The 24,031-nt window shown below is 71.4% G+C and carries 24 protein-coding genes and 2 pseudogenes; 12 read left to right on the top strand and 14 right to left on the bottom strand.

The genetic code is table 11. The annotated features are described in order from the left end of the window. Window positions 1-38: 38 nt before the first annotated feature. The 3 genes from ASC82_RS23685 to ASC82_RS23675 all read right to left on the bottom strand — a co-directional run bounded on the left by ASC82_RS23685 (window position 39) and on the right by ASC82_RS23675 (window position 2,507). On the bottom strand, window positions 39-1,301 hold the full coding sequence (locus tag ASC82_RS23685) for a VCBS repeat-containing protein (protein WP_157863496.1): 1,263 nt from the start codon (window positions 1,299-1,301) through the stop codon (window positions 39-41). A gap of 235 nt (window positions 1,302-1,536) precedes the next feature. Further along, on the bottom strand, window positions 1,537-2,052 hold the full coding sequence (locus tag ASC82_RS23680) for a DUF664 domain-containing protein (RefSeq protein ID WP_056652462.1): 516 nt from the start codon (window positions 2,050-2,052) through the stop codon (window positions 1,537-1,539). A gap of 50 nt (window positions 2,053-2,102) precedes the next feature. Further along, window positions 2,103-2,507 (bottom strand): DUF1992 domain-containing protein, encoded by a 405-nt coding sequence (locus ASC82_RS23675; protein WP_024760078.1) that lies wholly within the window; start codon window positions 2,505-2,507, stop codon window positions 2,103-2,105. 163 nt (window positions 2,508-2,670) lie between these two features. On the opposite strand from ASC82_RS23675, the gene ASC82_RS23670 reads away from it, so the two are divergent. Further along, complete coding sequence (locus tag ASC82_RS23670; RefSeq protein ID WP_056651546.1) at window positions 2,671-3,507, top strand: M23 family metallopeptidase; 837 nt, start codon at window positions 2,671-2,673, stop codon at window positions 3,505-3,507. Window positions 3,508-3,608: 101 nt separating this feature from the next. Here the strand turns inward: ASC82_RS23670 and ASC82_RS23665 are convergent, their stop codons facing one another. Continuing rightward, the gene (locus ASC82_RS23665) at window positions 3,609-3,815 is read right to left on the bottom strand and encodes a cold-shock protein (RefSeq protein ID WP_056651543.1); all 207 of its coding nucleotides are present in this window, start codon (window positions 3,813-3,815) and stop codon (window positions 3,609-3,611) included. A gap of 270 nt (window positions 3,816-4,085) precedes the next feature. On the opposite strand from ASC82_RS23665, the gene ASC82_RS23660 reads away from it, so the two are divergent. The 3 genes from ASC82_RS23660 (at window position 4,086) to ASC82_RS23650 (ending at window position 6,832) form a co-directional block, all read left to right on the top strand. Continuing rightward, window positions 4,086-4,961, top strand: coding sequence for a menaquinone biosynthesis protein (locus tag ASC82_RS23660; protein ID WP_056651540.1), 876 nt, complete (start codon window positions 4,086-4,088; stop codon window positions 4,959-4,961). Window positions 4,962-5,025: 64 nt separating this feature from the next. Next, entirely contained in the window at window positions 5,026-6,225 is a 1,200-nt protein-coding gene (mqnC, locus tag ASC82_RS23655; RefSeq protein ID WP_056651537.1) for a cyclic dehypoxanthinyl futalosine synthase, read from the top strand. Window positions 6,226-6,232: 7 nt separating this feature from the next. Then, window positions 6,233-6,832: a hypothetical protein gene (locus ASC82_RS23650; RefSeq protein WP_056651533.1), complete on the top strand. Its 600-nt coding sequence runs from the start codon at window positions 6,233-6,235 to the stop codon at window positions 6,830-6,832. Between the two features lie 29 nt (window positions 6,833-6,861). Here ASC82_RS23650 and ASC82_RS23645 read toward each other — a convergent pair whose 3' ends face one another. Both ASC82_RS23645 and ASC82_RS23640 read right to left on the bottom strand, forming a co-directional pair. Continuing rightward, window positions 6,862-7,641 carry a hypothetical protein gene (locus ASC82_RS23645; RefSeq protein WP_056651530.1) on the bottom strand — a complete coding sequence of 260 codons (780 nt, stop codon included), beginning with the start codon at window positions 7,639-7,641 and terminating at the stop codon, window positions 6,862-6,864. Between the two features lie 14 nt (window positions 7,642-7,655). Then, window positions 7,656-8,174 (bottom strand): SigE family RNA polymerase sigma factor, encoded by a 519-nt coding sequence (locus ASC82_RS23640; protein ID WP_056652460.1) that lies wholly within the window; start codon window positions 8,172-8,174, stop codon window positions 7,656-7,658. Window positions 8,175-8,394: 220 nt separating this feature from the next. Here ASC82_RS23640 and ASC82_RS23635 point away from each other — a divergent pair, with 220 nt between their 5' ends. After that, window positions 8,395-9,090: a demethylmenaquinone methyltransferase gene (locus tag ASC82_RS23635; protein WP_056651527.1), complete on the top strand. Its 696-nt coding sequence runs from the start codon at window positions 8,395-8,397 to the stop codon at window positions 9,088-9,090. 10 nt (window positions 9,091-9,100) lie between these two features. Here ASC82_RS23635 and ASC82_RS23630 read toward each other — a convergent pair whose 3' ends face one another. Together ASC82_RS23630 and ASC82_RS23625 are read right to left on the bottom strand one after the other, a co-directional pair. Beyond that, window positions 9,101-10,558: a phosphodiester glycosidase family protein gene (locus tag ASC82_RS23630; protein WP_107105952.1), complete on the bottom strand. Its 1,458-nt coding sequence runs from the start codon at window positions 10,556-10,558 to the stop codon at window positions 9,101-9,103. After that, entirely contained in the window at window positions 10,549-11,277 is a 729-nt protein-coding gene (locus ASC82_RS23625; protein ID WP_056651521.1) for a peptidase inhibitor family I36 protein, read from the bottom strand. The genes ASC82_RS23630 and ASC82_RS23625 overlap by 10 nt, the downstream gene beginning before the upstream one ends. 146 nt (window positions 11,278-11,423) lie before the next feature. Between ASC82_RS23625 and ASC82_RS23620 the strand changes: the two genes are divergently transcribed. Beyond that, window positions 11,424-12,710: a geranylgeranyl reductase family protein gene (locus ASC82_RS23620; RefSeq protein ID WP_056651518.1), complete on the top strand. Its 1,287-nt coding sequence runs from the start codon at window positions 11,424-11,426 to the stop codon at window positions 12,708-12,710. 60 nt (window positions 12,711-12,770) lie between these two features. Here the strand turns inward: ASC82_RS23620 and ASC82_RS23615 are convergent, their stop codons facing one another. From ASC82_RS23615 to ASC82_RS23600, 4 genes are all read right to left on the bottom strand, one after another. Beyond that, a complete protein-coding gene (locus ASC82_RS23615) occupies window positions 12,771-13,220 on the bottom strand; it encodes a DNA-binding protein (RefSeq protein WP_199862597.1) in 450 nt (149 codons plus the stop codon). Beyond that, complete coding sequence (locus ASC82_RS23610) at window positions 13,214-13,456, bottom strand: hypothetical protein (protein WP_157863495.1); 243 nt, start codon at window positions 13,454-13,456, stop codon at window positions 13,214-13,216. Before ASC82_RS23610 ends, ASC82_RS23615 begins: the two co-directional genes overlap by 7 nt. A 176-nt stretch (window positions 13,457-13,632) precedes the next feature. Beyond that, window positions 13,633-14,592 carry a hypothetical protein gene (locus tag ASC82_RS23605; protein WP_056651512.1) on the bottom strand — a complete coding sequence of 320 codons (960 nt, stop codon included), beginning with the start codon at window positions 14,590-14,592 and terminating at the stop codon, window positions 13,633-13,635. Window positions 14,593-14,645: 53 nt separating this feature from the next. Beyond that, window positions 14,646-15,059: a hypothetical protein gene (locus ASC82_RS23600; RefSeq protein WP_056651510.1), complete on the bottom strand. Its 414-nt coding sequence runs from the start codon at window positions 15,057-15,059 to the stop codon at window positions 14,646-14,648. Window positions 15,060-15,431: 372 nt separating this feature from the next. Here ASC82_RS23600 and ASC82_RS23595 point away from each other — a divergent pair, with 372 nt between their 5' ends. The 4 genes and pseudogenes from ASC82_RS23595 to ASC82_RS23580 all read left to right on the top strand — a co-directional run bounded on the left by ASC82_RS23595 (window position 15,432) and on the right by ASC82_RS23580 (window position 19,747). Beyond that, window positions 15,432-15,923, top strand: coding sequence for a hypothetical protein (locus ASC82_RS23595; protein WP_056651507.1), 492 nt, complete (start codon window positions 15,432-15,434; stop codon window positions 15,921-15,923). A 346-nt stretch (window positions 15,924-16,269) separates the two neighbouring features. Next, entirely contained in the window at window positions 16,270-17,709 is a 1,440-nt protein-coding gene (locus tag ASC82_RS30440; RefSeq protein WP_079039437.1) for a peptidoglycan-binding protein, read from the top strand. 8 nt (window positions 17,710-17,717) lie between these two features. Beyond that, window positions 17,718-18,371: pseudogene (locus tag ASC82_RS23585) on the top strand (ABC transporter ATP-binding protein); the annotation flags it as partial. A 131-nt stretch (window positions 18,372-18,502) separates the two neighbouring features. After that, a complete protein-coding gene (locus ASC82_RS23580) occupies window positions 18,503-19,747 on the top strand; it encodes an ABC transporter permease (protein ID WP_056651504.1) in 1,245 nt (414 codons plus the stop codon). 170 nt (window positions 19,748-19,917) lie between these two features. On the opposite strand, the pseudogene ASC82_RS23575 reads toward ASC82_RS23580, so the two are convergent. Continuing rightward, a pseudogene (locus ASC82_RS23575) lies at window positions 19,918-20,922 on the bottom strand (helix-turn-helix domain-containing protein); the annotation flags it as partial. An 85-nt stretch (window positions 20,923-21,007) separates the two neighbouring features. Between ASC82_RS23575 and ASC82_RS23570 the strand changes: the two are divergent. Continuing rightward, window positions 21,008-21,931 (top strand): NAD(P)-binding domain-containing protein, encoded by a 924-nt coding sequence (locus ASC82_RS23570; protein ID WP_056651502.1) that lies wholly within the window; start codon window positions 21,008-21,010, stop codon window positions 21,929-21,931. Between the two features lie 133 nt (window positions 21,932-22,064). Here ASC82_RS23570 and ASC82_RS23565 read toward each other — a convergent pair whose 3' ends face one another. After that, entirely contained in the window at window positions 22,065-23,003 is a 939-nt protein-coding gene (locus ASC82_RS23565) for a C40 family peptidase (protein ID WP_056651499.1), read from the bottom strand. A 661-nt stretch (window positions 23,004-23,664) separates the two neighbouring features. Between ASC82_RS23565 and ASC82_RS23560 the strand changes: the two genes are divergently transcribed. Next, a complete protein-coding gene (locus ASC82_RS23560) occupies window positions 23,665-24,024 on the top strand; it encodes an NADH-quinone oxidoreductase subunit A (protein ID WP_019888619.1) in 360 nt (119 codons plus the stop codon). The last annotated feature ends 7 nt before the right edge of the window (window positions 24,025-24,031 follow it).

Here is a 24,031-nt window from a genome sequence, read left to right as displayed (position 1 = left end):
GGCGGAGGAGGTCCGCCGGCGACGCCTTCCGTACGGGGTCAGACGAAGATGTCGAAGAAAGGGTCGTCGAGCCAGCCGAGGTGAGCGACTTCCCCCACGGCACGGAACGGCTGCTTCCAGGAGCCCGTGCCCTTGTAGAGGGCCGCCGGCCCACGGCCGTCCGCCTCGGCGACGTACAGGTCGGGGTGTCCGTCCCGGTTGGCGTCACCGATGCCGACGAGCTGCTTGTACGCGTTCCAGCCCCCGCCGATCCTCGTGCGGGCCGCGAACGTGCCGTCGCCCTTCCCGAGGTGCAGCCAGAGGACACCGGCCCGGTCGCGGGCGACGAGGTCCCCGGCGGTGCCTCCGCCGATGTTCCCGACGGCCGTCAGCTGGTCGTACGCGCCCCAGCCGCCACTGCCGATCCTCTTCCGCGTGGCGAAGGGGGCGCTCGCCTTCCCCGTGCCCTTGTAGAGCCACAGCGCCCCGGCCCCGTCGGCGGCGACCAGGTCCGCCCGGCCGTCGCCGGTCAGGTCGCTGCCGCCGGTGAACTGTGTGTAGGCGTTCCAGCCGGCGCCGACCCTGACCCGGGTGGCGAGCGGGGCCTTTGCGATCCCGGTGCCCTGGTACAGCCAGAGCACGCCCGTCCTGTCCCGGGCCACGACATCGCTGAAGGCCGCGCCGCCGACGTTCCCGACGGCCTCGATCCGGTCGTGGACCTGCCAGCCCGTACCGACGAGCAGCCCGGGGTTCTGGTCCAGCCGGTCCCAGTAGGGAGAGGGGAACGTGTCGTTGATCCAGAGTCGGCCCGTGGCCGCCTCCCGTACGAGCACGTCCGGCGAGCCGTCGCCGTCGTAGTCGTGCGCACCGGGTGCGCGGGCGACCGTGAACGACCCCGAGGCCCGCAGGTCCCGGCCGACGCCGTCGAGCGGCACCGCGACGATCTCCCAGGTGTACGGGCCGCTCTGCGCGCCGGTCCACTGGTCGCCCGTGCCGTTCCAGGTGACCTCGCCCCGCCAGGTGAAGCGCGCGTACTCGTAGTCGGGGACGCTCAGCGGACGGACGTCCTCCGTCCGGGTCTCGCCTGTGCGGGTGTTGCGGATCCTGACGGTCACCTCGACGTCGGTCCGGCTCAGCCGCCACGCCATGGTGAAGCGGCTCCCGACCGCGTCGAGGTCCAGCACGGCCGGGATGTTGTGGCCAAGCAGCGTGACGTCCGAGGTCGCGCCGGGCGCGGTGGCGGGCGTGGTGACGGGCGCGGTGGCGACCGGTGCCGCGGCGGCCGGTACGACCGTGGTGACGGCAGCGGTGACGGCGAGCACCGTGCCCACCGTGACGGCGAGCAGACGGTGGGACGTACGAACACCGGACGTACGCGGGTGCGGTGGAGTAGAGCGAAGGCGGTACGACAAAGCTGCGGTCCTCCCCAGGGGCGACCGCGCGAAGGCAGGCTGCGACGCGGTCGTGGTGCGCGGAGGCGGCCGGTGGTGCCCCCCAACCGGAACAGTTGCCTCACACGAAGATCGAGCGGAGGCTATCAGCCGCCGCTGACACGCGTCACGACGTTGCGCGCCGCTCCACCACGCCCCGTACGAACGCCGCCTGCCCCGCGTGCTGGAGGTCGTCCGCGATCACCGAGACCAGTCGGACGCCGAGGGTGACCGGGGGGTCCCAGGCGGTGTCGACGATCCGGCCCAGGTCCGCGTTCGTCACCGAGCCGATCAGCTCCACCGTCCGCGCGTGCACGGCGTCGTGGTACCCGAGCAGCAGCTCCGCCGACGCGCGCACCTCGCCGACCTGGGCGCTCGTCTGCCCGTACCCGGTGGCCCGGCGGGAGAACGGCAGGGCGAAGCGGGCGGCCCAGCCGTCCGAGGCCCACAGCTGCTCCGTGTCGAAGGCGTCCGCGAGGTGGTCGTCCTGGATCCGGGTGAGGTGCCAGACGAGCCAGGCGACCGAGTTGGCGTCCGGGTCGATCCGGGCGGCGAGCTCGTCCTCCGTCAGCCCTTCCACGGCATCGCGGACGACCTCGCGGATCCGGCCGAACGCGTCCACCAGGAGTGCGGCGCTGTTCACGGGATGCGTGGCATGCGTGAGATGCGCGAGATGCCTGGGAGTCGCGGGGTTCACGGGTGGCTCCTCTCCGCCTTCCACCGCGCCACCGTCGCCTCGACGTCGAAGAGCGTCCGGTTGAGCGGGGGTCCGGCCGGCGGCCGGGCGAGGGCTTCGGCGATCTTGGTGTTGATCTCGCCGAGGATCCGGCGGACCTGGCGCTCCGAGACGGCCGCGGCCACCGCCTCCTCCGCGTCCTCGGCCTCCTTGCGCAGGGCGAGCGACGGCGGGAGCACGGACGCGCCCTCGCTGTGCATCTTGCCCTTGATCCACCACAGTTCGTCGTACGGGGCCGAGTCGTCGGGCAGGGGCTTTCCGAAGCCGGGCAGACTGCGGAACTCGCCGCGCTCCGAGGCCTCCCGGATCTGCTTGTCGACGAATGACTCGAAGCTCACGCCCGGCGGTTTCCGTTCGGTCATGTGTCCAGACTACGTAATCACCGCCGCACGAGTGTGGTTCTCGCGGTCTACTGCGGCACGCGATCTTCCGGCACGCTGTGGTCCGTTCAACGCGCGTCGACCCTGATCCCCCAAGGGTCCCCGCGCCACCGATCCCCGCCCCCACCCTCGTACCGGAGGACGCATGCGTGCACGGATCACCCCGCTCGGCACCCTGCTGGCGCTCGTCGCGGGCCTGCTCACCGCGCTCGCCACTTCCAGCCCCGCCCAGGCGGCGCCGCTCTTCAAGGCGCCCTACCCGTGCGGCCAGAAGTGGACCTACAGCCACCACTCCGCCGAGGTCCGCCAGGCCCTCGACTTCATCCGTTCCGACGGCGGCACGACGGCCGGCACCCCGGTCCTCGCCTCGGCGTCCGGCACCGCCTACCGCTACTCCCAGCCGTCCGGCGCGGGCAACTACATCGTGGTCGACCACGGCAGCGGCTGGAAGACGTACTACTTCCACCTGAACGCGTACTCCGTCGCCAACGGCGCCTGGGTCGCCCAGGGGCAGCAGATCGGCACCACCGGCACCACAGGAAACAGCTCCGGCGCCCACATCCACTACGAGCAGCTCTACAACGGCGTCGGCCAGCCCATCGTCATCAACGGCGCCTCCCTCGCCCCCTACCCGGGCTCCTACGGCTCCAAGTACCTGACGAGCGACAACGGCTGCTCGGGCGGCGGGGGAGGGAAGTACTGGGTCGACACCTTCGCCAACGCCACGGGCTACGCCCAGGCGAACACCAACGACGCCCAGGGCGTGCTGAACGCGGGCACGAACTACGTCTACTGCAAGGTCTGGGGCCAGGAGGTCCGGGACGGCTCAGGGAACTTCAACCACTGGTGGCTGAGGACGGACCTCGACACCGTCTACGCCGGGAAGAACGGCTACGGAGCGTACGTCTCCGCGTACTACCTGTCGCGCTGGGGCAACGACGAGGCCCGCGACAACAACGGGACGGTCATCCCCACCTGCTGACCGGCCCGGCCAAAGGCAGGAGCCCCGTTCCGTGCGGTGAGGCACGGAGCGGGGCTCCTTGGGTACTGCTCTAGTCGTGCGACTCCGCCGACCCAGGCAACTTAGTTGCTCGGGGTGACGTTCTCCGCCTGCGGGCCCTTCGGGCCCTGCGTGACGTCGAAGGTCACGAGCTGGTTCTCCTCAAGCGAACGGAAACCGTTCGCGTTGATCGCGGAGTAGTGGACGAAGACATCCGGGCCGCCGCCGTCCTGGGCGATGAAGCCGAAGCCCTTTTCAGCGTTGAACCACTTGACGGTTCCGGTAGCCATAAGCCCTCCTTGGGCCAAAGGGTTGCCCTGCTCCAGAACCTGCAAACAAGTCTGAAAACTACAAAAGCCTGCGGGTCACATGCTCCGCAGGCTCTGTACTGCAAGGGAAACCAAACTGCAACTTGCGATGAGCCTAGCACGCAGAACTCGGCGGGCGGTAGAGGGAAAGATCACGTCACCCACATGTTTGATCTGCGGTTCCATGCTGACGCCCGCCGTGTCGCGAGCCCCGGCGATGCCCCCGCCATGAGGCGGGTCTAGCCTCGCGATGTGGACAATGCAACCAATGACCACCAGCGCAGCCGGCCCCGCGTCGGACACATCCAGTTCCTGAACTGCCTCCCCCTTTACTGGGGCCTGGCGAGGACCGGAACGCTCCTCGATCTCGAGCTCACGAAGGACACCCCGGAGAAGCTCAGCGAGCGGCTCGTCCGGGGCGACCTCGACGTCGGCCCCATCACCCTCGTCGAGTACCTCCGCAACGCGGAGGACCTGGTCGCCCTCCCCGACATCGCCGTGGGCTGCGACGGCCCCGTCATGTCCTGCGTGATCGTCTCCCAGCGGCCGCTCCGGGAGCTGGACGGCGCCCGGGTGGCGCTCGGTTCCACCTCCCGCACCTCGGTGCGCCTCGCCCAGCTGCTGCTCGCCGAGCAGTACGGGGTGAAGCCCGACTACTACACGTGCCCGCCGGACCTCGGCGTGATGATGCAGGAGGCGGAGGCGGCGGTCCTCATCGGCGACGCCGCGCTCCGGGCCTCGCTCCACGACGCTCCCCGCCTCGGGCTCCAGGTCCACGACCTGGGCCTCATGTGGAAGGAGTGGACCGGGCTGCCGTTCGTCTTCGCCGTCTGGGCGGCCCGCAAGGACTTCCTGGCGCGCGAGCCGGAGACCGTCCACGAGGTGCACCAGGCGTTCCTGGCCTCGCGCGACCTCTCCCTCGAAGAGGTCGCCAAGGTCGCCGAGCAGGCCGCCCGCTGGGAGACCTTCGACGCCGAACTCCTGGAGCGGTACTTCCGTACGCTCGACTTCCGCTTCGGCCCGGAGCAGCTCGCGGGCGTGCGGGAGTTCGCCCGCCGCACCGGCCCGACGACGGGTTTCCCGGCCGACGTCCGGGTGGAACTGCTCCCGCCGAAGACCCTGCGGTAGCCGTGACACCCCCTGGCGTACGCTGGTTCGGACAGTCAGAACCCCTCCGAAAGGGACGCATCCGGTGACCGAGAAGGCCGAGCTCCAGTCTGTTCTCGACCGCGCTGCCGCGGGTGGCCGGATCACCCCCGAGGAGGCGCTCGACCTGTACCGCTCGGCGCCGCTGCACGCCCTCGGCTCCGCGGCCGACGCCGTGCGCCGCCGCCGGTACGCGGGGACCGAGCACATCGCGACGTACATCATCGAGCGGAACATCAACTACACGAACGTCTGCGTGACGGCGTGCAAGTTCTGCGCGTTCTACGCGGCGCCGAAGGACACGGCCAAGGGCTGGAGCCGCGACCTCGACGACATCCTGCGCCGCTGCGCGGAGACCGTGGAGCTCGGCGGCACCCAGATCATGTTCCAGGGCGGCCACCACCCGGACTACGGCGTCGAGTACTACGAGAAGCACTTCGCCGCGATCAAGCAGGCCTACCCGCAGCTGGTCATCCACTCCCTCGGCGCCTCCGAGGTCGAGCACATGGCGCGGATCTCGAAGGTCTCCGTCGAGGAGGCGATCACCCGGATCCACGCCGCGGGGCTCGACTCCTTCGCGGGCGCCGGCGCCGAGCTGCTGCCCGAGCGGCCGCGCAAGGCCATCGCCCCGCTCAAGGAGAGCGGCGAGCGCTGGCTGGAGATCATGGAGATCGCCCACAAGCTGGGCGTCGAGTCGACCTCCACCATGCTGATGGGCACCGGCGAGACCAACGCCGAGCGGATCGAGCACCTGCGCATGATCCGTGACGTGCAGGACCGGACGGGCGGCTTCCGGGCCTTCATCCCGTACACGTACCAGCCCGAGAACAACCACCTCAAGGGCCGTACGCACGCGACGCTCTTCGAGTACCTGCGCATGATCGCCATCGCGCGGCTCTTCCTCGACAACGTCGCCCACATCCAGGGCTCGTGGCTCACCACGGGCAAGGAGATCGGCCAGCTGACCCTGCACTACGGCGCGGACGACCTCGGCTCGATCATGCTGGAGGAGAACGTCGTCTCCTCGGCGGGCGCCAAGCACCGCTCCAACCTGCGCGAGATGATCGACATGATCCGCACGGCGGACCGCGTCCCGGCGCAGCGGAGCACGACGTACGAGCACCTCGTCGTCCACGACGACCCGGCGAACGACCCGGTCGACGAGCGCGTCGCCTCGCACATCTCCTCCACGGCGATCGAGGGCGGCACGGCACACCCCGAGCTGAAGCTCCTCGACGCCAACTGACGCGACCGTGCTGACGATCCACTACGCCGAGGCGTCGCCCGAGACCGCCGTCCTGGTCGACGGCGCGCTCGTCGCCGCCGTCGGCCCGTACGAGGACCTGGCCGCCCTGCGCCCCGAGGCGCGGGTGCGGCAGTGGCCCGGCATCCTCACGCCCGGACTGCTCAACCCGTACGGCCCCGAGCTCCTCGAAGGCATGTACCACCCGGACCCCCGGGAGGCCGCGGGCTTCGGCACCGAGCCGATCCCCGGGGAGCGGGCGCAGCGGATCTTCCGGATGGACCCCTCCCGCCGGGGCGCCTCCGCGCGCCGGGGCGTGCAGCGGATGCTGGCGCACGGGACGGTCGGCGTCGCCGGTGAACTCCGCGGCCAGGGCGCCGTGGACGCCGTACGCCGGGCCGGTCTCGTCATCGGCCGGCGCCCCGACACGCTCCCCGGCCCGCCGTCCTTCTCCCCGGCGCCGCTGGTCCTGCTTCCCGGCCTGGCCCCGGGAGGCCCGGCCCGCTTCGCCGTCTTCGACGTCCCCGACCGGGCCGCGCTGGTCCGGCTCGGCGCGTCGACCTGCGTCGCCACGGTCATCGACGGCCGGCTGGTCTACCGGGCCCGCTGACCTTTCCCGGAGGCCGCTCGGGGAAGCCCTTACCAGGAAATGCCCGAGCCGATCATGCTCCCCTCCGCTTCCATCGGATGCGCGTCCGCGTCCTTCACCAGTTCCAGGAAGCGCGGGTCCTTGGCGACGTCGGACAGAACGCGTCCCGTCACCGGCACCACCTTCGCGCCGTACACGGAGAGCTCGACCACGCTCTTGCGGAACCAGTACTGCACGGTCGCCCGGGTGGGCCACGCGATCATCAAACCGGGCCTCAGCTTCGTGTCCTCCTCACAGGGAGGCATCCCCTTCTGCCTGTTCGCGCAGCGCTGGAGGACCGCATCGTTCTCCGGCCGCACCGACGCGACCATGTGGAAGGTCTCGCCGCCCGCCGTGATCCGGTACTCGGCCGTCCGGTCCTTCACCGGGCGGATGTCGGTGATCTTCGGGGGCAGCAGCTCGTCCAGGAGCGCCGCCATCTTCTGCTGGTGCTGCGCGCGGCGCTCCCGCTCGGCCTCGGAAAGCCTCTCGGGGTTGTCCGGCGGCGTGACGCCCGGCGTCTCCTCCACGACCACCGGGGGGTAGTTCGTCCTCGCGCCCCCGGCGGCGGGCTTCGACACGCCCGGGCCGGTCGTCCCCGTCAGCAGCGTGAGGCCGAGGGCCCCCGCCGTGACCACGCCGAAGGCGGTCGTCGCGACGGCGATCCGGGCCCGGGCCCTCCGCCGCCGCCCCTCGCGCACGGCGAGCGGGGCGAGGTCGGGCAGCGGGGGAAGACCGTCCGTCGTACGGTCCAGGGCGTCGCGGAGCAGAGTGGTGTCGTCGGTGTCCACAGCGGACCCCTTCCTCAGATCGAGAGCCCGGCGTCGGCCAGGCGCAGGCGGAGTCGGGCGAGCGAGCGCGAGCACTGGCTCTTGACGGTGGCTTCGCTGCACCGCAGCTGCGAGGCCACGGAGGCCACGCTCTGGTCGTCCCAGTAGCGCAGCACGACCATCGCCCGGGCCCGCGGCGGCAGCTCGGCGAGTGCCGCGAGCAGGGTGACGCGCAGATCGGTGTGGTCGGCGGCGGGCTCCGGCACGGTGCCCCCCGCCCGGGTGAGGACGAGCAGATCCCGCAGCCGCCGGCGCCGCTCCGCCAGGAACGTCCTGGTCAGCACGGTCTTGGCGTACGCGTGCGGGTGCTCGGCGGTGCCCGCGCGCCGCCAGTGCTGGTAGAGCTTGGCGAGCGTGGTCTGGGTCAGGTCGCGGGCGGTCTCGGCGTCGCCGCAGAGCAGGTACGCCGTGCGGTACAGCCGCTGCTGCGCGCCACGGGCGAAGGTCTCGAACCCCTCGACGGTGACCGCAGCCGGCCCGTGGCCAAGGGCCATCGACCCGTTCGTCGCCCCGTCCGTCGCCCTGCCCATCGCCCCGTCCGTCGACCCGTCCACCGGCCCGGGTCTCCATCCGGTCGATACCGCCATCGCACCCCTGCCTTCCTCGCCGGCGCGTACCGGCCGCTGTCATGCACTCACCCATCCCTGAGCGCGGCCGGGCCCAAAAGGTTGAAGCGGTACGAAGACGGATTCCGGCGGCTGCCACAATGGCCGGGTGACCCGAGCATCCCTGGACAAGCAGCCGCACGAAGTCGCCTCGATGTTCGACGACGTGGCGGCGAACTACGACCTCACGAACGACGTGCTCTCCCTCGGCCAGGACCGCCGCTGGCGCAAGGAGGTCGCGAAGGCGGTCGACGCCCGCCCCGCGCAGAAGATCCTCGACCTCGCGGCGGGTACGGCGACCTCCTCGCAGCCCTTCGCCCGCGCGGGCGCGTACGTCGTGCCCTGCGACTTCTCGATCGGGATGCTCCAGGTCGGCAAGAAGCGCCACCCGTGGATGCCGTTCACGGCGGGCGACGGCACGAAGCTGCCGTTCCGCGACGACGTCTTCGACGCCGTCACCATCTCCTTCGGGCTGCGCAACATCCAGGACACCGAGGCGGCGCTGCGCGAGCTGTACCGGGTGACGAAGCCCGGCGGCCGTGTCGTCATCTCCGAGTTCTCGCACCCCACCTGGGCGCCGTTCCGCACGGTGTACGAGGAGTACCTGATGCGCGCGCTGCCGCCGGTGGCGCGCGCCGTCTCGTCGAACCCCGACGCGTACGTGTACCTGGCGGAGTCCATCCAGTCCTGGCCGGACCAGCCGACCCTGGCGGGACTGCTCCAGAAGGCCGGCTGGTCGAAGGTGGCCTGGCGGAACCTGACCGGCGGGATCGTGGCGCTCCACCGGGGGTTCAAGGCCGTCTGACGGGCGGCGGTTACTTCGCGTACATGCCGTAGCTTCCGACTCCGGCGTACACCGAGTCCGCCACCTTCCGGTGCACGTACTCGCCGTTCACCCGGTCCGTCGGCGGGGTGTTCACGGTCAAGCCCGTCGTCGGCCGCGTCACCAGGGTCGTGGAGCCGCCGCCGTCCAGGTTGATGGCGTCGATGATCCGGAGGTTGAGCGCCGGGTCGTTCAGGAGCGTGGCGAAGTCCCGCAGGTAGGCGCCGTCCTCGTTGGTCTGGGTGTACTTGCCGGTCGAGTCGGGCGGGACGGTCTCGCCGCTGAGGGTGACGAGCACCGTGCGGCCGTAGACGTTGGTGCCGAGCGCCGTGCGCGAGTCGATGCAGATCGGGGTCGTGCCGTCCTTGCCGGTCCTCGGCTCGCTGCACGTGTTGCGCAGCTCATCGGGGATCGATCCGTCGCGGAGCAGCTGGTGGAAGGAGCTGACGACGTCGACGGAGTCGTCCAGCGGGATGTCGCGGGCCAGGGTGACGTCGCGGAGCCTCTGGCCGATCGTCACCCGGTCGTCGACGGCGAGCCGGTCGCGGAGCCACTGGGCCCCGGTGCCGATGCCCTGGATGATGCGGCCGCCCGCCGGGACGATGGTCCCGCCGCGGCCCTCGCGGACCTTGGTGACGACGCCGTGCGCGTCGACGACGACCTCGAAGCCGGGGTCGGCGGTGGCGGCGATGTTCGGGTCGGTTCCGGGCTTGGGCACGGGAAGGCCGTAGTCGTCGGTGAACACGACGATCTCGTCGGGGTCGGTGTAGACGGACGGCTTCGTGCTCACCCGCGTGTCCTCGTCGTCCCGCGCGCAGTGCGGGGGCCGGCCCGGGGTCCGGTTGAAGTCGTCGAAGCGCACGGTCTCGCCGGAGGGCCCGGTCAGCTCCAGGTAGGTGAGGAGCTTGGTGATGTACGGGGTGCCGTACTGGATCACCGCACCGGTACTGCCCTTCCCGTCGTTCCAGCAGCTGGAGCTGTGCAGGACGCCGTCGGTGGCCGACACGCTGGAGTGGGCCGCGGTGTCCGCGGCGCCGGCCCCGGCGGGTTCGGGCTGGAAGAGGCCGCCGTTGACGCCCGCGTACGGGCGGCGGGCCGGGGTGTCGGAGACCTCGGTGAGCTGGTCGATCACCTTCTCGGCCGATCCGCCGCTCGTCCCGATGGTGCTCTCCAGGGTGAGTGCCCCGGCGGTGGGGTCGATCTCGACGATCTGGAGGATCCGGGGCTTGGCGCGGTTCTCGGGGCTCGTTCCGTCCGCGAGGACCTTCTCGTGCCAGGTGGTGCGGGTGACGCCGGCGGTGATGGTGTCCACCGTGGTGTCCTTCGTCCAGTTGCTGGTCGGAGCGGGCGCCGGTTCGTCGGCGCGCGCGGCGGGGGAGGTGAGGGTGAGGGCGGCGCCGAGCGCGGCGGCCACGGCCACCCAGGGGCGGAGGCGGTTCGTCACTGGCATGCCGCCGTTCCGTCGACGAGCTCGTGGGAGCGGAGGGACGTGACGAACGGCTCCGGGACGGTGATGCTGTTGCCGCGGAGGACGACGTACGCGCCGTACCTCTTGGAGTCGGCCTTGTCGGTCCAGCCGCCGCTGAACGTCGGCTCGGGGTAGAAGCAGACGTGCTTCTGCGTGTGGTTCCAGACGGACTTGGGCATGGGGCCGGTGCCGTAGCTGTTCCCGTAGTTCTGGGTGACCGGGTCGGTCTTCGGGAGGTGGACGGTCATCGCGCCGCGGCCGTTGGGCTCGGTGAAGGTGCAGACCCGGTTGTCGGGGCAGCGCTCGTAGCCGGTGAAGCAGCGGGCGCGGGTCGGGACCAGCTTGTGGGAGCGGACGGCGCCGGGCGCGTACGCGTCCGGGTTGCCCGGCTTGACGGTCTGCAGGACGCCGCCGTACGCGGGGTCGCCGTAGACGCAGGCCCAGAGGGCGGTGTTGTTCTTCGCCGAAAGGATCTTGCCGTCCCAGGCAGGCTCGTAGCCCTCCAGGTTCTGCCGGTCGGTGAAGTCCTGCCGCACGCCGGTCCCGTCGGGTCCGGAGTAGAGGCAGAGCGTGGCGGCCGGGCAGTCGGCGTAGTCGGTGGGCTCGGCGTTCGCGGGCAGCACGTAGAACACCGAGCAGAGGAGGGCGAGGACGGCCGTGATCAGCGCGCCCCGCCGTAGGTCGAATCGGAAGTCGGTCACGGAAGATCAATCTGCCATCACGCTCGGCACATGGGAACACGTGTTCACCCTGCGGGAAAGCGGTGGGGTGACCCTCCGTTTCTCCCGCACCCGCCCCCCATAGACTGCGATACGTCCTCATCGCCGAACACCCGGGAGACTCTGCCGTGACCGAGCACCCCCTCTCCGAGCACACCGCAGATGTGATCGTCGTCGGGGCGGGCCCGGCCGGCTCCACCACCGCGTACTACCTGGCCAAGGCCGGACTCGACGTCCTGCTCCTGGAGAAGACCGCGTTCCCCCGCGAGAAGGTCTGCGGCGACGGCCTCACCCCCCGCGCCACCAAGCAGCTCGTCTCCATGGGCATCGACATCTCCGAAGAGGCCGGCTGGCTGCGGAACAAGGGCCTGCGCATCATCGGCGGCGGCGTCCGCCTGGAGCTCGACTGGCCGGAGCTCGCCTCGTACCCGGACTACGGACTCGTCCGCAAGCGCGACGACTTCGACGAGCAGCTCGCCCGGCAGGCCCAGAAGGCCGGCGCCCGGCTGTACGAGCGCTGCAACGTCGGCGCCCCGATCGTCGACGACCGCACCGGCCGCATCACCGGCGTCCACGCCAAGCTCGGCGACGAGAAGCGCGAGGTCACCTTCCACGCCCCGCTCGTCGTCGCCGCCGACGGCAACTCCACCCGGCTCTCCCTCGCCATGGGCCTGCACCGCCGCGAGGACCGCCCGATGGGCGTCGCCGTCCGCACGTACTTCACCTCGCCCCGCCACGACGACGACTACCTGGAGTCCTGGCTGGAGCTGTGGGACCGCCGCGGCCCGCAGGACCGGCTGCTCCCCGGCTACGGCTGGATCTTCGGCATGGGCGACGGCACGTCCAACGTCGGCCTCGGCATCCTCAACTCCTCCTCCGCCTTCCGCGAGCTCGACTGGCGCGAGGTGCTCAAGGCCTGGTGCGCCTCGATGCCGGAGGACTGGGGGTACACCCCGGAGAACATGACGATGCCGATCCGCGGCGCCGCCCTCCCGATGGCCTTCAACCGCCAGCCGCACTACACGAAGGGCCTGCTGCTCGTCGGCGACGCCGGCGGCATGGTCAATCCGTTCAACGGCGAGGGCATCGCGTACGCCATGGAGTCCGGCCAGATCGCGGCCGACGTCATCGTCCAGGCCCACGCCCGCGCGACCCCGGCCCAGCGCGAGCTGGCCCTGCGGAACTACCCGCAGGTCCTCAAGGAGACCTACGGCGGCTACTACACGCTCGGCCGCGCCTTCGTGAAGCTCATCGGCAACCCGAAGGTCATGAAGATCGCGACCCAGCGCGGCCTGACCCACCCGCTCCTCATGAAGTTCACCCTCAAGATGCTGGCGAACCTCACGGACCCGACGGGCGGCGACGCGATGGACCGCATCATCAACGGCCTCTCGAAGGTGGCACCCCGAGCTTGACGGTTCGACGCCGGGCCGCTCGTTGGACAGTCGAGCGGCCCGGCTCGTGGCGTTTGGCCGTCACACGTTGACGATCTTCACCTTCGGTGAGCCGGGAAGCTCCTCGGCGGCCTTGCACAGCGCCGGGATGTGCGACTTGTCGGAAGTGACGAGTAGTACCGGGGGAGTGCAGAGTGCGGCCGTGGCGACCACGAGGGCGTCCACGAGGCATTCGTGTCCGTCAAGGCCCGAGGCGTCCAGCAGATTCGCTGCGGCGTCCGTCACCGCGTCGCTGACCGGTTTCACGTCGAACCGGGACAGCAGGAACCGGAGTCGCTTGGCGGCTTCCCCTGTCCGGCGCACCTCCAAGGGTGTCAGTGCGGACAGCGCCACGCGCCGGCCGCTCTGCTGAGCGACCTCGATGCGCGCACGCATCCCCTCGTCACCGTCGACGTGCAGTGAGAGCCCTTGGGCGTCCAGGACGAGCGTGCCCTCGCTCTTTGCCTTGATCTTGAGGCGCTTGCTTACCACTCCTCCTCCGCCTGCCGCCGCGCTTCGGCGGAGACGGGGCCGAACGCCTTGCGGTCGGCGGTCACGACCTCACGGAGCTTCTGCGCGGCGAGCCACTCCTCCAGAGCTTCGGCCACGACGGAGGAGAATCCGCTCTTGCCGGCGCGTTCCTCGACTTCCTTGATCAGTGACTGGGCGAGCGACACGGATCTCTTGCCGGCCCGCTCGACGGCCTGGGGTGCCACGTGACTGCTCATACCCAAAAACCTACCACCGGCGGTAGGAAATTTCCCGTCCGATGGTTACCTCGGTGGAACCAAGGTGGCCCCGAAGGCCTGACGGCGAGGCGCTGCCGACCTTCTTACGGCGCTGCCCCTCTCCCTCCCGGGAAGAGGGGGCAGCGCCGTATCCGCATCTGCTCAGCCGCCCATGCTCAGCTGCCGTTGACGGAGGCGGCCTTCCGGATCCGCTCGTCCAGCTCCACCTTGACCTGCTTCAGGGTCTCGGCGTGCTCGTCCATGAGCTCGCTCTGGAACCCGGTCTCGGCGGCGTACCAGAGGGAGACGAGATCCGTGCGCTTCTTGCAGGCGACGTCCTGCTTGGCGGCGGCGATGGCCGGGGCGGTGCCGAAGTCGGCCTCGGACGTCAGGCCGAGGGCCTTCTGGGGCGAGATGGGGTCGGTGACGCGGTACCCCTGCTCCGCCATGCACGCCGACCAGGCCTTGAGGGCCTTCGCCACCTTCGGGGCCTCCTTGGCCCGGGAGAACGCCTCCGACTCCATCCCGAAGACGTAGAGCAGGTCCACGGGGTCCTTCTTCTCCGCGTAGAGCCGGAGGTGCCCCTCCCGGCCGCAGCCGCCGACCGGCACCTTCTGCCCGTTGAGCGTCCGGCCGCTGTCGGTCTTGCGTGACTCCTCCAGGGTGAGCGGGGGGAGCGCCATGCCGCCGCCCGGCTTGGCCTTGAGGGGCGGTCCGCTCAGCGCGAGCTGCTCGGACGGGGAGAGGGGGTCCTCGGCGCCCTTGCCGGGCCCGGGGCCGACGCCGGGCTTGAGGTACCCGTACCGGGCGGCCGTCGCCGCGTCCGTGACCCCGTACCGCGAGGACGTGCCCTGGGGGCGCGGCAGGGGCCGGACCGGCGGCTTGTACGTGAACCCGAACCGCTTCATGCAGTCCGCCGTCAGCAGGTCCTGCGCCTTCTCCAGGCTGCGGATCTGCTCGTTCGACGTCTTGTAGGGGTCCAGGGGGTACACGAGCTGTGCGGCGGACACCTTGGCAGGGTCGGACAGCGGCTTCGCGCCGGCGGAGACGGCGGGTTCGCCCGAGGAGCAGGCGGTGAGCGACAGCCCCGCACTCAGCAGGAGACCAGCGGCGGCGAGTGGACGGCGGGGACGCATGGAGAGCTCCGGGAGGGGCGAGGCAGGGAGGAAGCGAGCAGCGGATCAGCGGGTCAGCGGGCCTTGAAGTGGTAGACCGAGGAGACCTCGTTCTTGAACGTGTCGGAGAAGGTGCCGAAGCGGTCCGGGGGGATCCAGCCCTCGATGCCACCCGCGCTCGCGCCGGTGTAGACGTACCAGGTGACCTTGTCCTTGTTGAAGTACGAGGCGGCGTTGTTGCCCACGACGTAACCCTGGCCGGGCCCGGGGCTGATGAACCGGTCGTTGGAGAGGTCGCCGTCTGCCATGTACAGGTCAATGAATGAGCCGCCGAGGGACGAGTTGTAGAACAGGCCGAACTCCCGGATGTCCAGGTAGCCGTCCCTGGTCACGGCCGAGGCGCTGCCGGCGGTTGCCAGCACGCCCGTTCCGAGGGTGCCGAGGACGACGACGGTGCTGAGGGCGCGCTTGAGGGCGGTGTTCTTCATGTCCTTGCCTTTCGGTACGAGGGAGGCTGCACGAGAGCTGTGTGACGGAGGGTGCCTGTGCGGTGACGACAGGGAAGTAGACGTCACGGCAAGGGAATTGGCCAAGCGGCGCCACGACGACTATGTCAAGTCGAGGGATTCCAAAGCGCCATGGCCGAAAACGCAATCAACAGGCAGAAACAACAAGCAAGTTGGAGAGAGGTCCCCCGTCCCTCCCGGGTGGTTAGAGTGGCACCGGTCGAGCAGCCGCACGAGGCGCTCGGCCTGTTCCGCGCCGAGCCGTGGGGGCGCACCACGCCACCGGCCCCCGAGCGCCACCCCCCCGTATCGGGATGTCCCGGGCATCGGGACCCCGGATAAGGACGTGCACCGATGAGACGCCTGCTGGCCGCCCCCTTACTCCTCGCCGCTCTCGCGCTCACCGGATGCGGAGGCGGAGACGGCGCGGAACCCCCCGCCGCCCGCCCGGACCCGACATCCGCGGCGGAATCCGCCTTCGCCCCGTTCTACGACTGCCTCGCCGAGCAGGGCCTGAAGCTGGAGGAGACGGAGGGCGGCGCCCGCCGCGTCGACAAGGACGCCAACAGCGAAAAGGCCCAGCGCGAAGCCGACCAGGCCTGCAAAAGCCTGATGCCCAGCCAACTGCCCGTCGACCAGGCACAACTGAAGCGCGACAAGGCCGTGTCCGAATGCGTCCGACGCAACGGATACCCCGACTACCCCGACCCGGACCCGAAGACCGGCCGCCTCCCGGAAAGCGAAGCCCTCAAGTACGACACCAAGCTCCCCGAGATCCTCCGCAAATGCGGCCCGGTGTCCGCGGAGAACCAGGAGGGCCAGGGGAACGCGGTCGAGGGCGGCTGACCCTTCCGACCGCCGGCCACGTGACGATTCCCCTCTCCCTTTCGGAAGAGGGGGAATCGTCGCACCTGGTACTCCAGCCGCCGCGCCCTGTCGGTCGAAGTGGGCAACAGGCCGGAATTGTCCGGCAGTTGGTAAGTGGCGTCCTTCCCCTTCTGGTTAGAGTGGCGCCGGTCGAGCACCCGTACGACGTGCCCGGCCCGTTCCGCGCCGGAAGTGCGAGCACCTGCTTCCGGGCAGCCTCGGCACCGCGCCCGTCTCCGACCGAGTCACCGGCGTGGACGCGGACAGGGATACGGACAGGGATACGCACAGGGGTGCGGACAGGGATGCGGACAGGGACATCGCCATGGAGCCCAGCAGCACGCAGGACACCGGACCCGGCCCCGAGCGCCGAGCCCGGCGTGGGCGGTTCGCCGTGGGGGCGCTCGTCGTCGGGGCCGTCGTCCTGACCGCCGCCGGCGCCTTCGCCGGTACGGTGATCAAGTCGCCCGCCCAGGTCGCGGCGGACGCCGCCCCACCTCCCGCCGACGTGCTCACCGCCCCCGTCGAGCGGCGGGTTCTGCACGAGACGGTCGTGCTGCGGGGCACCGTCGCCGCCGGGCAGACCGTGCAGGTGGCGCCTGTTGCGACCGGTGGTGAGGGTGGGGTGGCCGTTGTCACCAAGGTGCCGTTCGCGGTGGGGGCGGCGGTGCGGGCGGGACAGGTGCTCCTGGAGATATCCGGGCGGCCCCTCTTCGTCCTGCCGGGGCACCTGCCCGTCTACCGGGACCTCAAGCCGGGGGCGACCGGTGACGACGTCGCCCAGCTCCAGAGCGCGCTCGCCTCGCTCGGACTCGGGCGGGGCGGTGACCCGTCGGGGACGTACGGTCCGGGGACGAAGGTCGCCGTGGAGGGGTTCTACGCCGCCGCCGGATACGACCCGCGCCCGGCTGTGGACGACGGCGGCGCCGGCGTGGCTGCCGCCACCTCCGCCGTGACCTCCGCCGAACGGGCCGTCGAGGACGCCCGCGACGCGCTCGCCGAGAACAAGGACGAGGCCCAGAGGAAGAGCCTGCGCAAGGCGCGGGACCGGGCCGTCGAGGACCTGGCCGAGGCCCGTACCGCGCTCGGCACGGTGTGGGCCGCCGCCGGGCCGATGGTCCCCGCCGGGGAGGTCGTCTTCGTGGAGCGCTTCCCCGCCCGCGTGGCGTCGACCGCCGTACGCCCCGGGTCGCCGGTCTCCGGCACGCTGATGTCCCTCTCCTCCGGCCGGCTCCTCGCCCAGGGCTACCTCCAGGACCACCAGAAGGGCATGGTCCGCCCCGGCCAGAAGGTCCGCGTCGTCGACGAGGTGACCGGCACCGAACTCACCGCCCGGGTCGGGACCGTCGCCCCCACGCCCACCACCCCCCGCACCGCGCAGGAGGGCACCGGCCAGGAGGAGGGGCAGGAGGGCGCCGCCCCCGACAAGGGCCCGGCCGGCTATCTCTTCACCGCCGTCCCCGACAAGGAGATCCCGCCCGCCCTCGCCGGCCAGGACGTACGGCTCACGATCGAGGCGGCGTCCACGGACGGCGAGGCCCTCGTCGTCCCCGTCACCGCCGTTTCGGCGGGCGCCGACGGCCGGACCCTCGTCACCGTCGTGGCCGGCGACGGGCGGCGTACGCCCGTGGAGGTGCGGACCGGCACCCTCGGCGACGGGTACGTCGAGGTCGTCCCGCTCGCGGCGGGAGCCTTGAAGGAGGGTGCCGAGGTGGTGACCGGCGTGCGGGACAGCGGTACCGCTGACGGGCGGGGGCAGGAGTGAGCCCCGTCATGGAGTTCCGGGGCGTCGGCCTCACCTACCCCGGGCCGCCACCCGTCCACGCCCTCCGGCCCTGTGAACTCTCCGTCGACGTGGGGGAGTTCGTCGCCGTCGTCGGGCCCTCCGGCTCCGGCAAGTCCACCTTCCTGAACGTCGCCGGGCTCCTCGACGCCCCCACCGAGGGCACGTACCTCCTCGACGGCATCGACACGGCCGCCCTCTCCGACGCCGACCGCACGGCCCTGCGCGGCCGCCGCATCGGCTTCGTCTTCCAGGCGTTCCACCTCATGCCGCACCGCAGCGCCACGGAGAACGTGATGCTCTCCATGGTGTACTCGGCCGTGCCCCGCGCCGAGCGCCGCACCCGGGCGAGGGACGCGCTGCGACGCGTCGGCCTCGCCCACCGCTTCGACGCGCTCCCCGGCCGCCTGTCGGGCGGCGAGCGCCAGCGCGTCGCCATCGCCCGCGCGCTCGCGGGCCGGCCCTCGCTGCTGCTCTGCGACGAGCCGACGGGCAACCTCGACTCCGGCAACGCGGACACGGTCCTCGCGCTCCTCGGCGAACTCCACGCCTCCGGCATGACGGTCGTCGTCATCACCCACGACCGGGACGTCGCCGCTCGGGCCGGGCGCACGGTGACGATCCGCGACGGCATCCTGAGCGAAGAGCGGGCGGCCGACGCGCCCGGGGCTGACGCGCCCGGGGACGGCATACCCCGGGCCGACGCGCCCCGGGACGGCACACCCCAGGCCGACGCGCCCCGGGACGGCGTACACCGCCCCGAACGGGACCCCGCATGAGAATCATCCGCCCCCGGTCCGGCCGGGTCGTCGAGCCCTCCCGCCTCGCCGCCCGCGACGCGCTCTCCGAGGCCGTCGCGGGCATGCTCCAGCGTCCCGGCCGCTCGGTGCTCACCGCCCTCGGCACCGTCCTCGGCGTCGGCACCTTCGTTGCGATCCTCGGCCTGACCGCGACCACGTCCTCCCGGATCGACTCCCGGTTCAACCTGCTGACCGCCACCGAGGTGACCGTCGAGGACATCGCGCGGGAGCAGAACGAGTTCGCGGGCCCCGGCTTCCCCGCCGACGCGGACGCCCGGATCCAGCGGCTCGGCGGCGTCCGGGACGCCGGGGTCTACTGGACGGTCCGGCTCGGCCCCGACGTCACCGTCCGCGCCGCCCCCGTGGGCGATGGCGCGGACGGCGTACCGGTCGACGTGGTCGCCGCCTCGCCCGGCGCGCTCCGGGCCGCCGTCCCCCGCCTCGCGCAGGGCCGGCTCTACGACGAGTTCGCCTCGTCGAAGGCGCAGCCGGTCGCCGTCATCGGGGCGACCGTCGCGGCCCGGCTCGGCATCACCACCCTGGAGACCCGGCCCGCCGTGTTCATCGGGGACGAGCCGTTCGTCGTGGCCGGCATCGTCGACGACGTCGAACGCCGGCCGGACGTCCTGATGTCCGTGAGCGTGCCCCGGACGACCGCCGAGCGGATGTGGGGGCCGCCCGGGGCCGGGGAGGCGCGGATGCTCGTCGCCACGGAGACGGGGGCCGCCCGGCAGATCGCGGACGAGGCCCCGGTCGCGCTGCGCCCGGACCATCCGGAGTACCTGAAGGCCGTCCCGCCGCCGGACCCGAGGACGCTGCGGGCCGGTGTGACCGGCGACCTCGACCAGCTGTTCCTGCTGCTCGCCGGGATCTGCCTGGTCATCGGCGCGGTCGGCATCGCCAACACCACCCTGGTCGCGGTCCTGGAGCGGACCGGCGAGATCGGACTGCGGCGCGCCCTGGGCGCGCGGGGGCGCCACATCACCGTCCAGTTCCTCACGGAGTCCGGGGCCCTGGGCGCGGTCGGCGGGCTCGTCGGGACGGCGATGGGCGTCTGTACGGTGATCGGGGTGGCGCTCGTGCGGGACTGGACCCCGGTCGTCCACCCCACGGTCGTCGTCGCGGCCCCCGTGATCGGACTGGCCACCGGGGTGGTGGCCGGTCTCTACCCGGCCTGGCGGGCCTCCCGGATCGAACCTGCCGAGGCACTCCGCCACTGACCGGAGCCGGAGCCCGCACCCGATCCGGCGCCCGAGCCCGAGTCCGTACGCGAGCCCGCGCCCGATCCGGAGACCGCGTCCGATCCGGCGCCCGAGCCCGAGTCCGTACGCGAACCGGCGCCCGGTCCCGCGCCCGGTCCCGTACCCGTCCCCGATCCCCCGGAAGACGGCCTGAACGCCCGCCGGTAGTCGCTCGGCGAGACCCCCACCGTCCGGGTGAAATGTCGCCGCAGATTGGCCGCCGTGCCCAGCCCGCTGCGGTCGCCGATCTGCTCCACCGGCAGATCGGTCGACTCGAGCAGGGTCTGCGCCCGCGCGACCCGCTGCTGGAGCAGCCACTGGAGCGGTGTGGTCCCGCAGGTCTCCTGGAGTCTGCGGTGGAAGGTCCGCGGGCTCAGCCGGGCCCGCCGGGCCAGGTCCTCCACGGTCAGCGGTTCGGCCAGGTGCTCCGTCGCCCACTGGAGGACCGGGCCGAGGCTGTCGTCGTCGCTGGGCGGCAGCGGCGCCTCGATGAACTGCGCCTGCCCGCCGGTCCGGTGGGCAGGCACCACGAGCCGCCGGGCCAACTGGCCCGCCACGCCCGCGCCGAGGTCCTTGCGGACCAGGTGCAGGCACAGGTCGAGCGCGGCGGTGGCACCGGCGCTGGTCAACACCGATCCCTCGTCCGTGTAGAGCACGGAGTCGTCCACGATGACCTCGGGGTACCGGGCGGCGAGCCGCGCGGTGTGCTGCCAGTGCGCGGTCGCACGCCGGCCGTCGAGGAGCCCGGCGGCGGCGAGCGCGAAGGCGCCCGTGCACAGGGAGACCATGCGGGCGCCGGAGTCGGCCGCCGCGCGCAGGGCCGCGACCAGCTCGGCGGGCACCTCCTCGCCGTCGTCGACGACCGCCTCGGGCACGGACGGCACGATGACCGTGTCCGCGCCGACCAGCCCGTCGAGGCCGTGCGTGACGCGCAGGGAGAGCGGTCCCGGTGCCGGCGCCGCCGTCAGGTCGCCGCAGAGCCGCAACTCGTACCAGGAATCGGCCAGATCCGGCTGTGGGATGCCGAAGACCGCGGACGCGAGGGAGATCTCGTACAGCTCCCAGAGGGTGAGTCCGACCCTGCCGTCCGGTACGACGGCGATGGCGACGACCCCCGCGCCCGTACGCGTACCCGCTCCCGCCCCTGCACCCATGACCGCCAGGCTATGGCAGGAACCGTGCGCACAGGGTCAGTTCTGCCACTGTCGGCCGGATCCCGCCGCTGCGAGCGTGGAACCCATGAGCAGCAACCAGAACACCGCCACCGCCACCCCCACCCCCACCCCCACCCCCACCCCCGTCACCGTCATCGGCCTCGGCCAGATGGGTGCCGCCCTCGCCTCCGCCCTCCTCGCCGCCGGCCACCCCACCACCGTCTGGAACCGCACCGCGGAGAAGGCCGAGCCGCTCGCGGCCCGGGGAGCGGTCCGCGCCGCGAGCGTCGCCGAGGCCGTCGCGGGGGCGGAACTTGTCCTGATCTGTGTCCTCGACTACCCGGCCGTGCGCGAACTGCTCGCCCCCGCCGCCGCGGCTCTGCGCGGCAAGACCCTCGTGAACCTCACGACGGGCTCGCCCGAGCAGGCCCGTACGGAGGCGGAGTGGGCGGCGGAGCACGGCATCGGCTACCTGGACGGCGGGATCATGACGACCCCGCCCGGCATCGGCGACAGCGCCAACATGATTCTCTACTCGGGGTCCCCGGAGCTCCTCGCCGCGCACCGCCCGTCGCTGGCCGCGCTCGGGGACCCGGTCGACCTCGGCGCGGACGCGGGACTCGCCTCGCTGTACGACGCCGGGCTCCTCGGCCTCATGTGGTCGGTCTTCGGCGGCTGGCTGCACGCGACGGCGCTCGCGGGCGCGGACGGGGTGACGGCCGCACGGTTCACGGAGGTCTCGAACCGCTGGCTGAAGACCGTCTCCTGGTTCATGAGCGGCTACGCGGAGCAGATCGACGCGGGGGAGTACCCGGGGGACGACGCCACCATCGACGTGCAGGTGGCGGCCATCGGCCACCTGCTGCACGCGGGGGAGGCCCGGGGCGTGGACGGGCGCCTGCCGCGCCTGCACCTGGATCTGATGCGCTCGGCGGTGGAGTCCGGTCATGGCGGCGACAGCTACGCGCGCCTCATCGACGCTTTCCGACCGACGGCGCATTCCGGCTGACGGTACATTCCGACCGACGGCACATTCCGGCCGATAGGAACATTACGGAAGCCACGTCTCAAGCAGGACAAAAGCGGAAGGACCGTCTCTCCCCCGAGGAGTGACGGCCCTTCCGCTCACGTGGTGCGTCGGATCAGAGGATCCGGACGGCGCCCGACGGGGTGTCCCAGTCGAGCGAGCGCTCGACGACGCCCGTGGACGGGTTCTGCGCGCCGATGTACTTGCCGCCGCCGACGTAGATCGCGACGTGGTACGAGCCGCTGCGGCTGCCCCAGTACAGGACGTCGCCCGGCTGGAGGTTGCTCAGCGAGACCGAGGTGCCGCGGCTCGACTGGTCGCCGGAGATGCGCGGCAGGTCGATGCCGGCCGAGGCGTAGGCGGCCTGGACGAGGCCGGAGCAGTCCCAGGAGTTGGGGCCGGTGCCGCCCATGACGTACGCGTCGCCGACCTGGGCGCGCGCGAAGGCCACGATCGCGGCGGCGGTGCCGGAGGGCGCCTGCGTCTCGGTGCTGCTGCCCGCGGAGGAGCCGCCGTCCGAGGAGGAGGAACCGGTGGAGCCGGAGCCGTTGGAGTCGGAGTCCGAGACGGTGGAGCCGGTGTTGCCCGAGGTCGTCGAGGTGGTGGAGAGCTGGGTGCGCGCACGGTCGCGGGAGGCGCGCTCCTCGGCGTCCTTGCGCTCCTGCTCGGCCTGAGCCTTGGCCTCGGCCTCGGCGCGGGCCTTCTCGGCGCGCTCGGCCTCGGCCTTGCGGTCCGCCTCGGCCTTGGCCTTCTTGGCCTCCTTGGCGGCCTTCTGCAGGGCCGCGTTCTCCTGGGCCTGGAGGCTCTGGTCGAGGGCCTCCTGCTGGGACGTCTCGGCCGAGGCGGCGACGGCGCTCGCCAGGCCCGCGGTGTCGAGGGATCCGAGCGTGGGCATTTCGATGGTCTCGGTCACCGGCTCGGCATTCGCCGGCCCGGCAGCACCGGCCACCGCGATGGTGCCGAGGACGCCACCGGCAACTCCGGCACGGAGCGCGAGCTTCGAGGCGCTGCGGCGGGGCTTCCGGTGGCTGGGTATGTGAGCGGTGTGGGACATGGGAACAACCGCTATCAGGGCTTGGTGGTTCCCTTCAAGAAACGTGGGCTGCGCCACAGTTGCCCCAGGAGCGGCTGAATCCGCTTCTCTGGCGCCCTTATTGACGCCGTAACGGGCAAATCGGGCACGCGTCATCGCGCCCTTGATCATGTGTTTTCAATAAAACGTCCGAATTGCCCGTCACTTACCATCTCTTCACCTGAGTGGCCAAGCCCCGCTTTCCCAGGCCCCTGTGCGACGTGACGCAGGTCACAGCCGAGCTCGTGAACGGGTGCACGCGTCCACCTCCGTACGCCGGACCCCCCGACCGGGCGACGCGCGCTTCCTTTATCACCTTGATCCATCCCATCGCCAATTTGCCTGTATGGGCCATGGCTTGATAGTGCGACACCCCCTCCGAGCAGCGACTTCCGGTACGGATGTCACATCTGGTGATCACCTGGGCGCTTCGCGCAACAAGATCACCGCTCATCCGGCTTCATGATCCTTCGTCAGGTGGTGGAGATCACAAACTCGTTGCTGTACCCCGTGTCGCAGATCACAGAGGGGCGGGCATAAGATGCGGGGCAGCCGGGCTTGTGAACTGCCTCACATGGGGGCGATCTTTCACGGTCCGGTCGTGCGATCCAACGGTCAAGGACGACTGGAAGGAGCGAGGAGCGTGAATGCGTACGCGCCCGTCCTCGTGCTCGGTGCCCTGGGTGCGGGGTTTGCGATCTTCTCCGTGGTCATGGCCACGCTTATCGGGCCAAAGCGGTACAACAGGGCAAAGCTTGAGGCGTACGAGTGCGGCATCGAGCCGACACCCACTCCCGCCGGAGGCGGCCGCTTCCCGATCAAGTACTACCTGACGGCGATGCTCTTCATCGTCTTCGACATCGAGATCGTCTTCCTCTACCCCTGGGCGGTCACCTTCGACGCCCTGGGGCTTTTCGGGCTCGTGGAGATGCTGCTCTTCGTGCTCACCGTCTTCGTCGCCTACGCCTACGTGTGGCGTCGCGGCGGCCTGGAATGGGACTGAGGGGCTG

This window comes from Streptomyces sp. Root431 (assembly GCF_001426585.1).
GTDB lineage: Bacteria > Actinomycetota > Actinomycetes > Streptomycetales > Streptomycetaceae > Streptomyces > Streptomyces stackebrandtii.
Note: the sequence above shows the minus strand (reverse complement) of the source record. Positions and strands in the feature narration are given on the sequence as shown.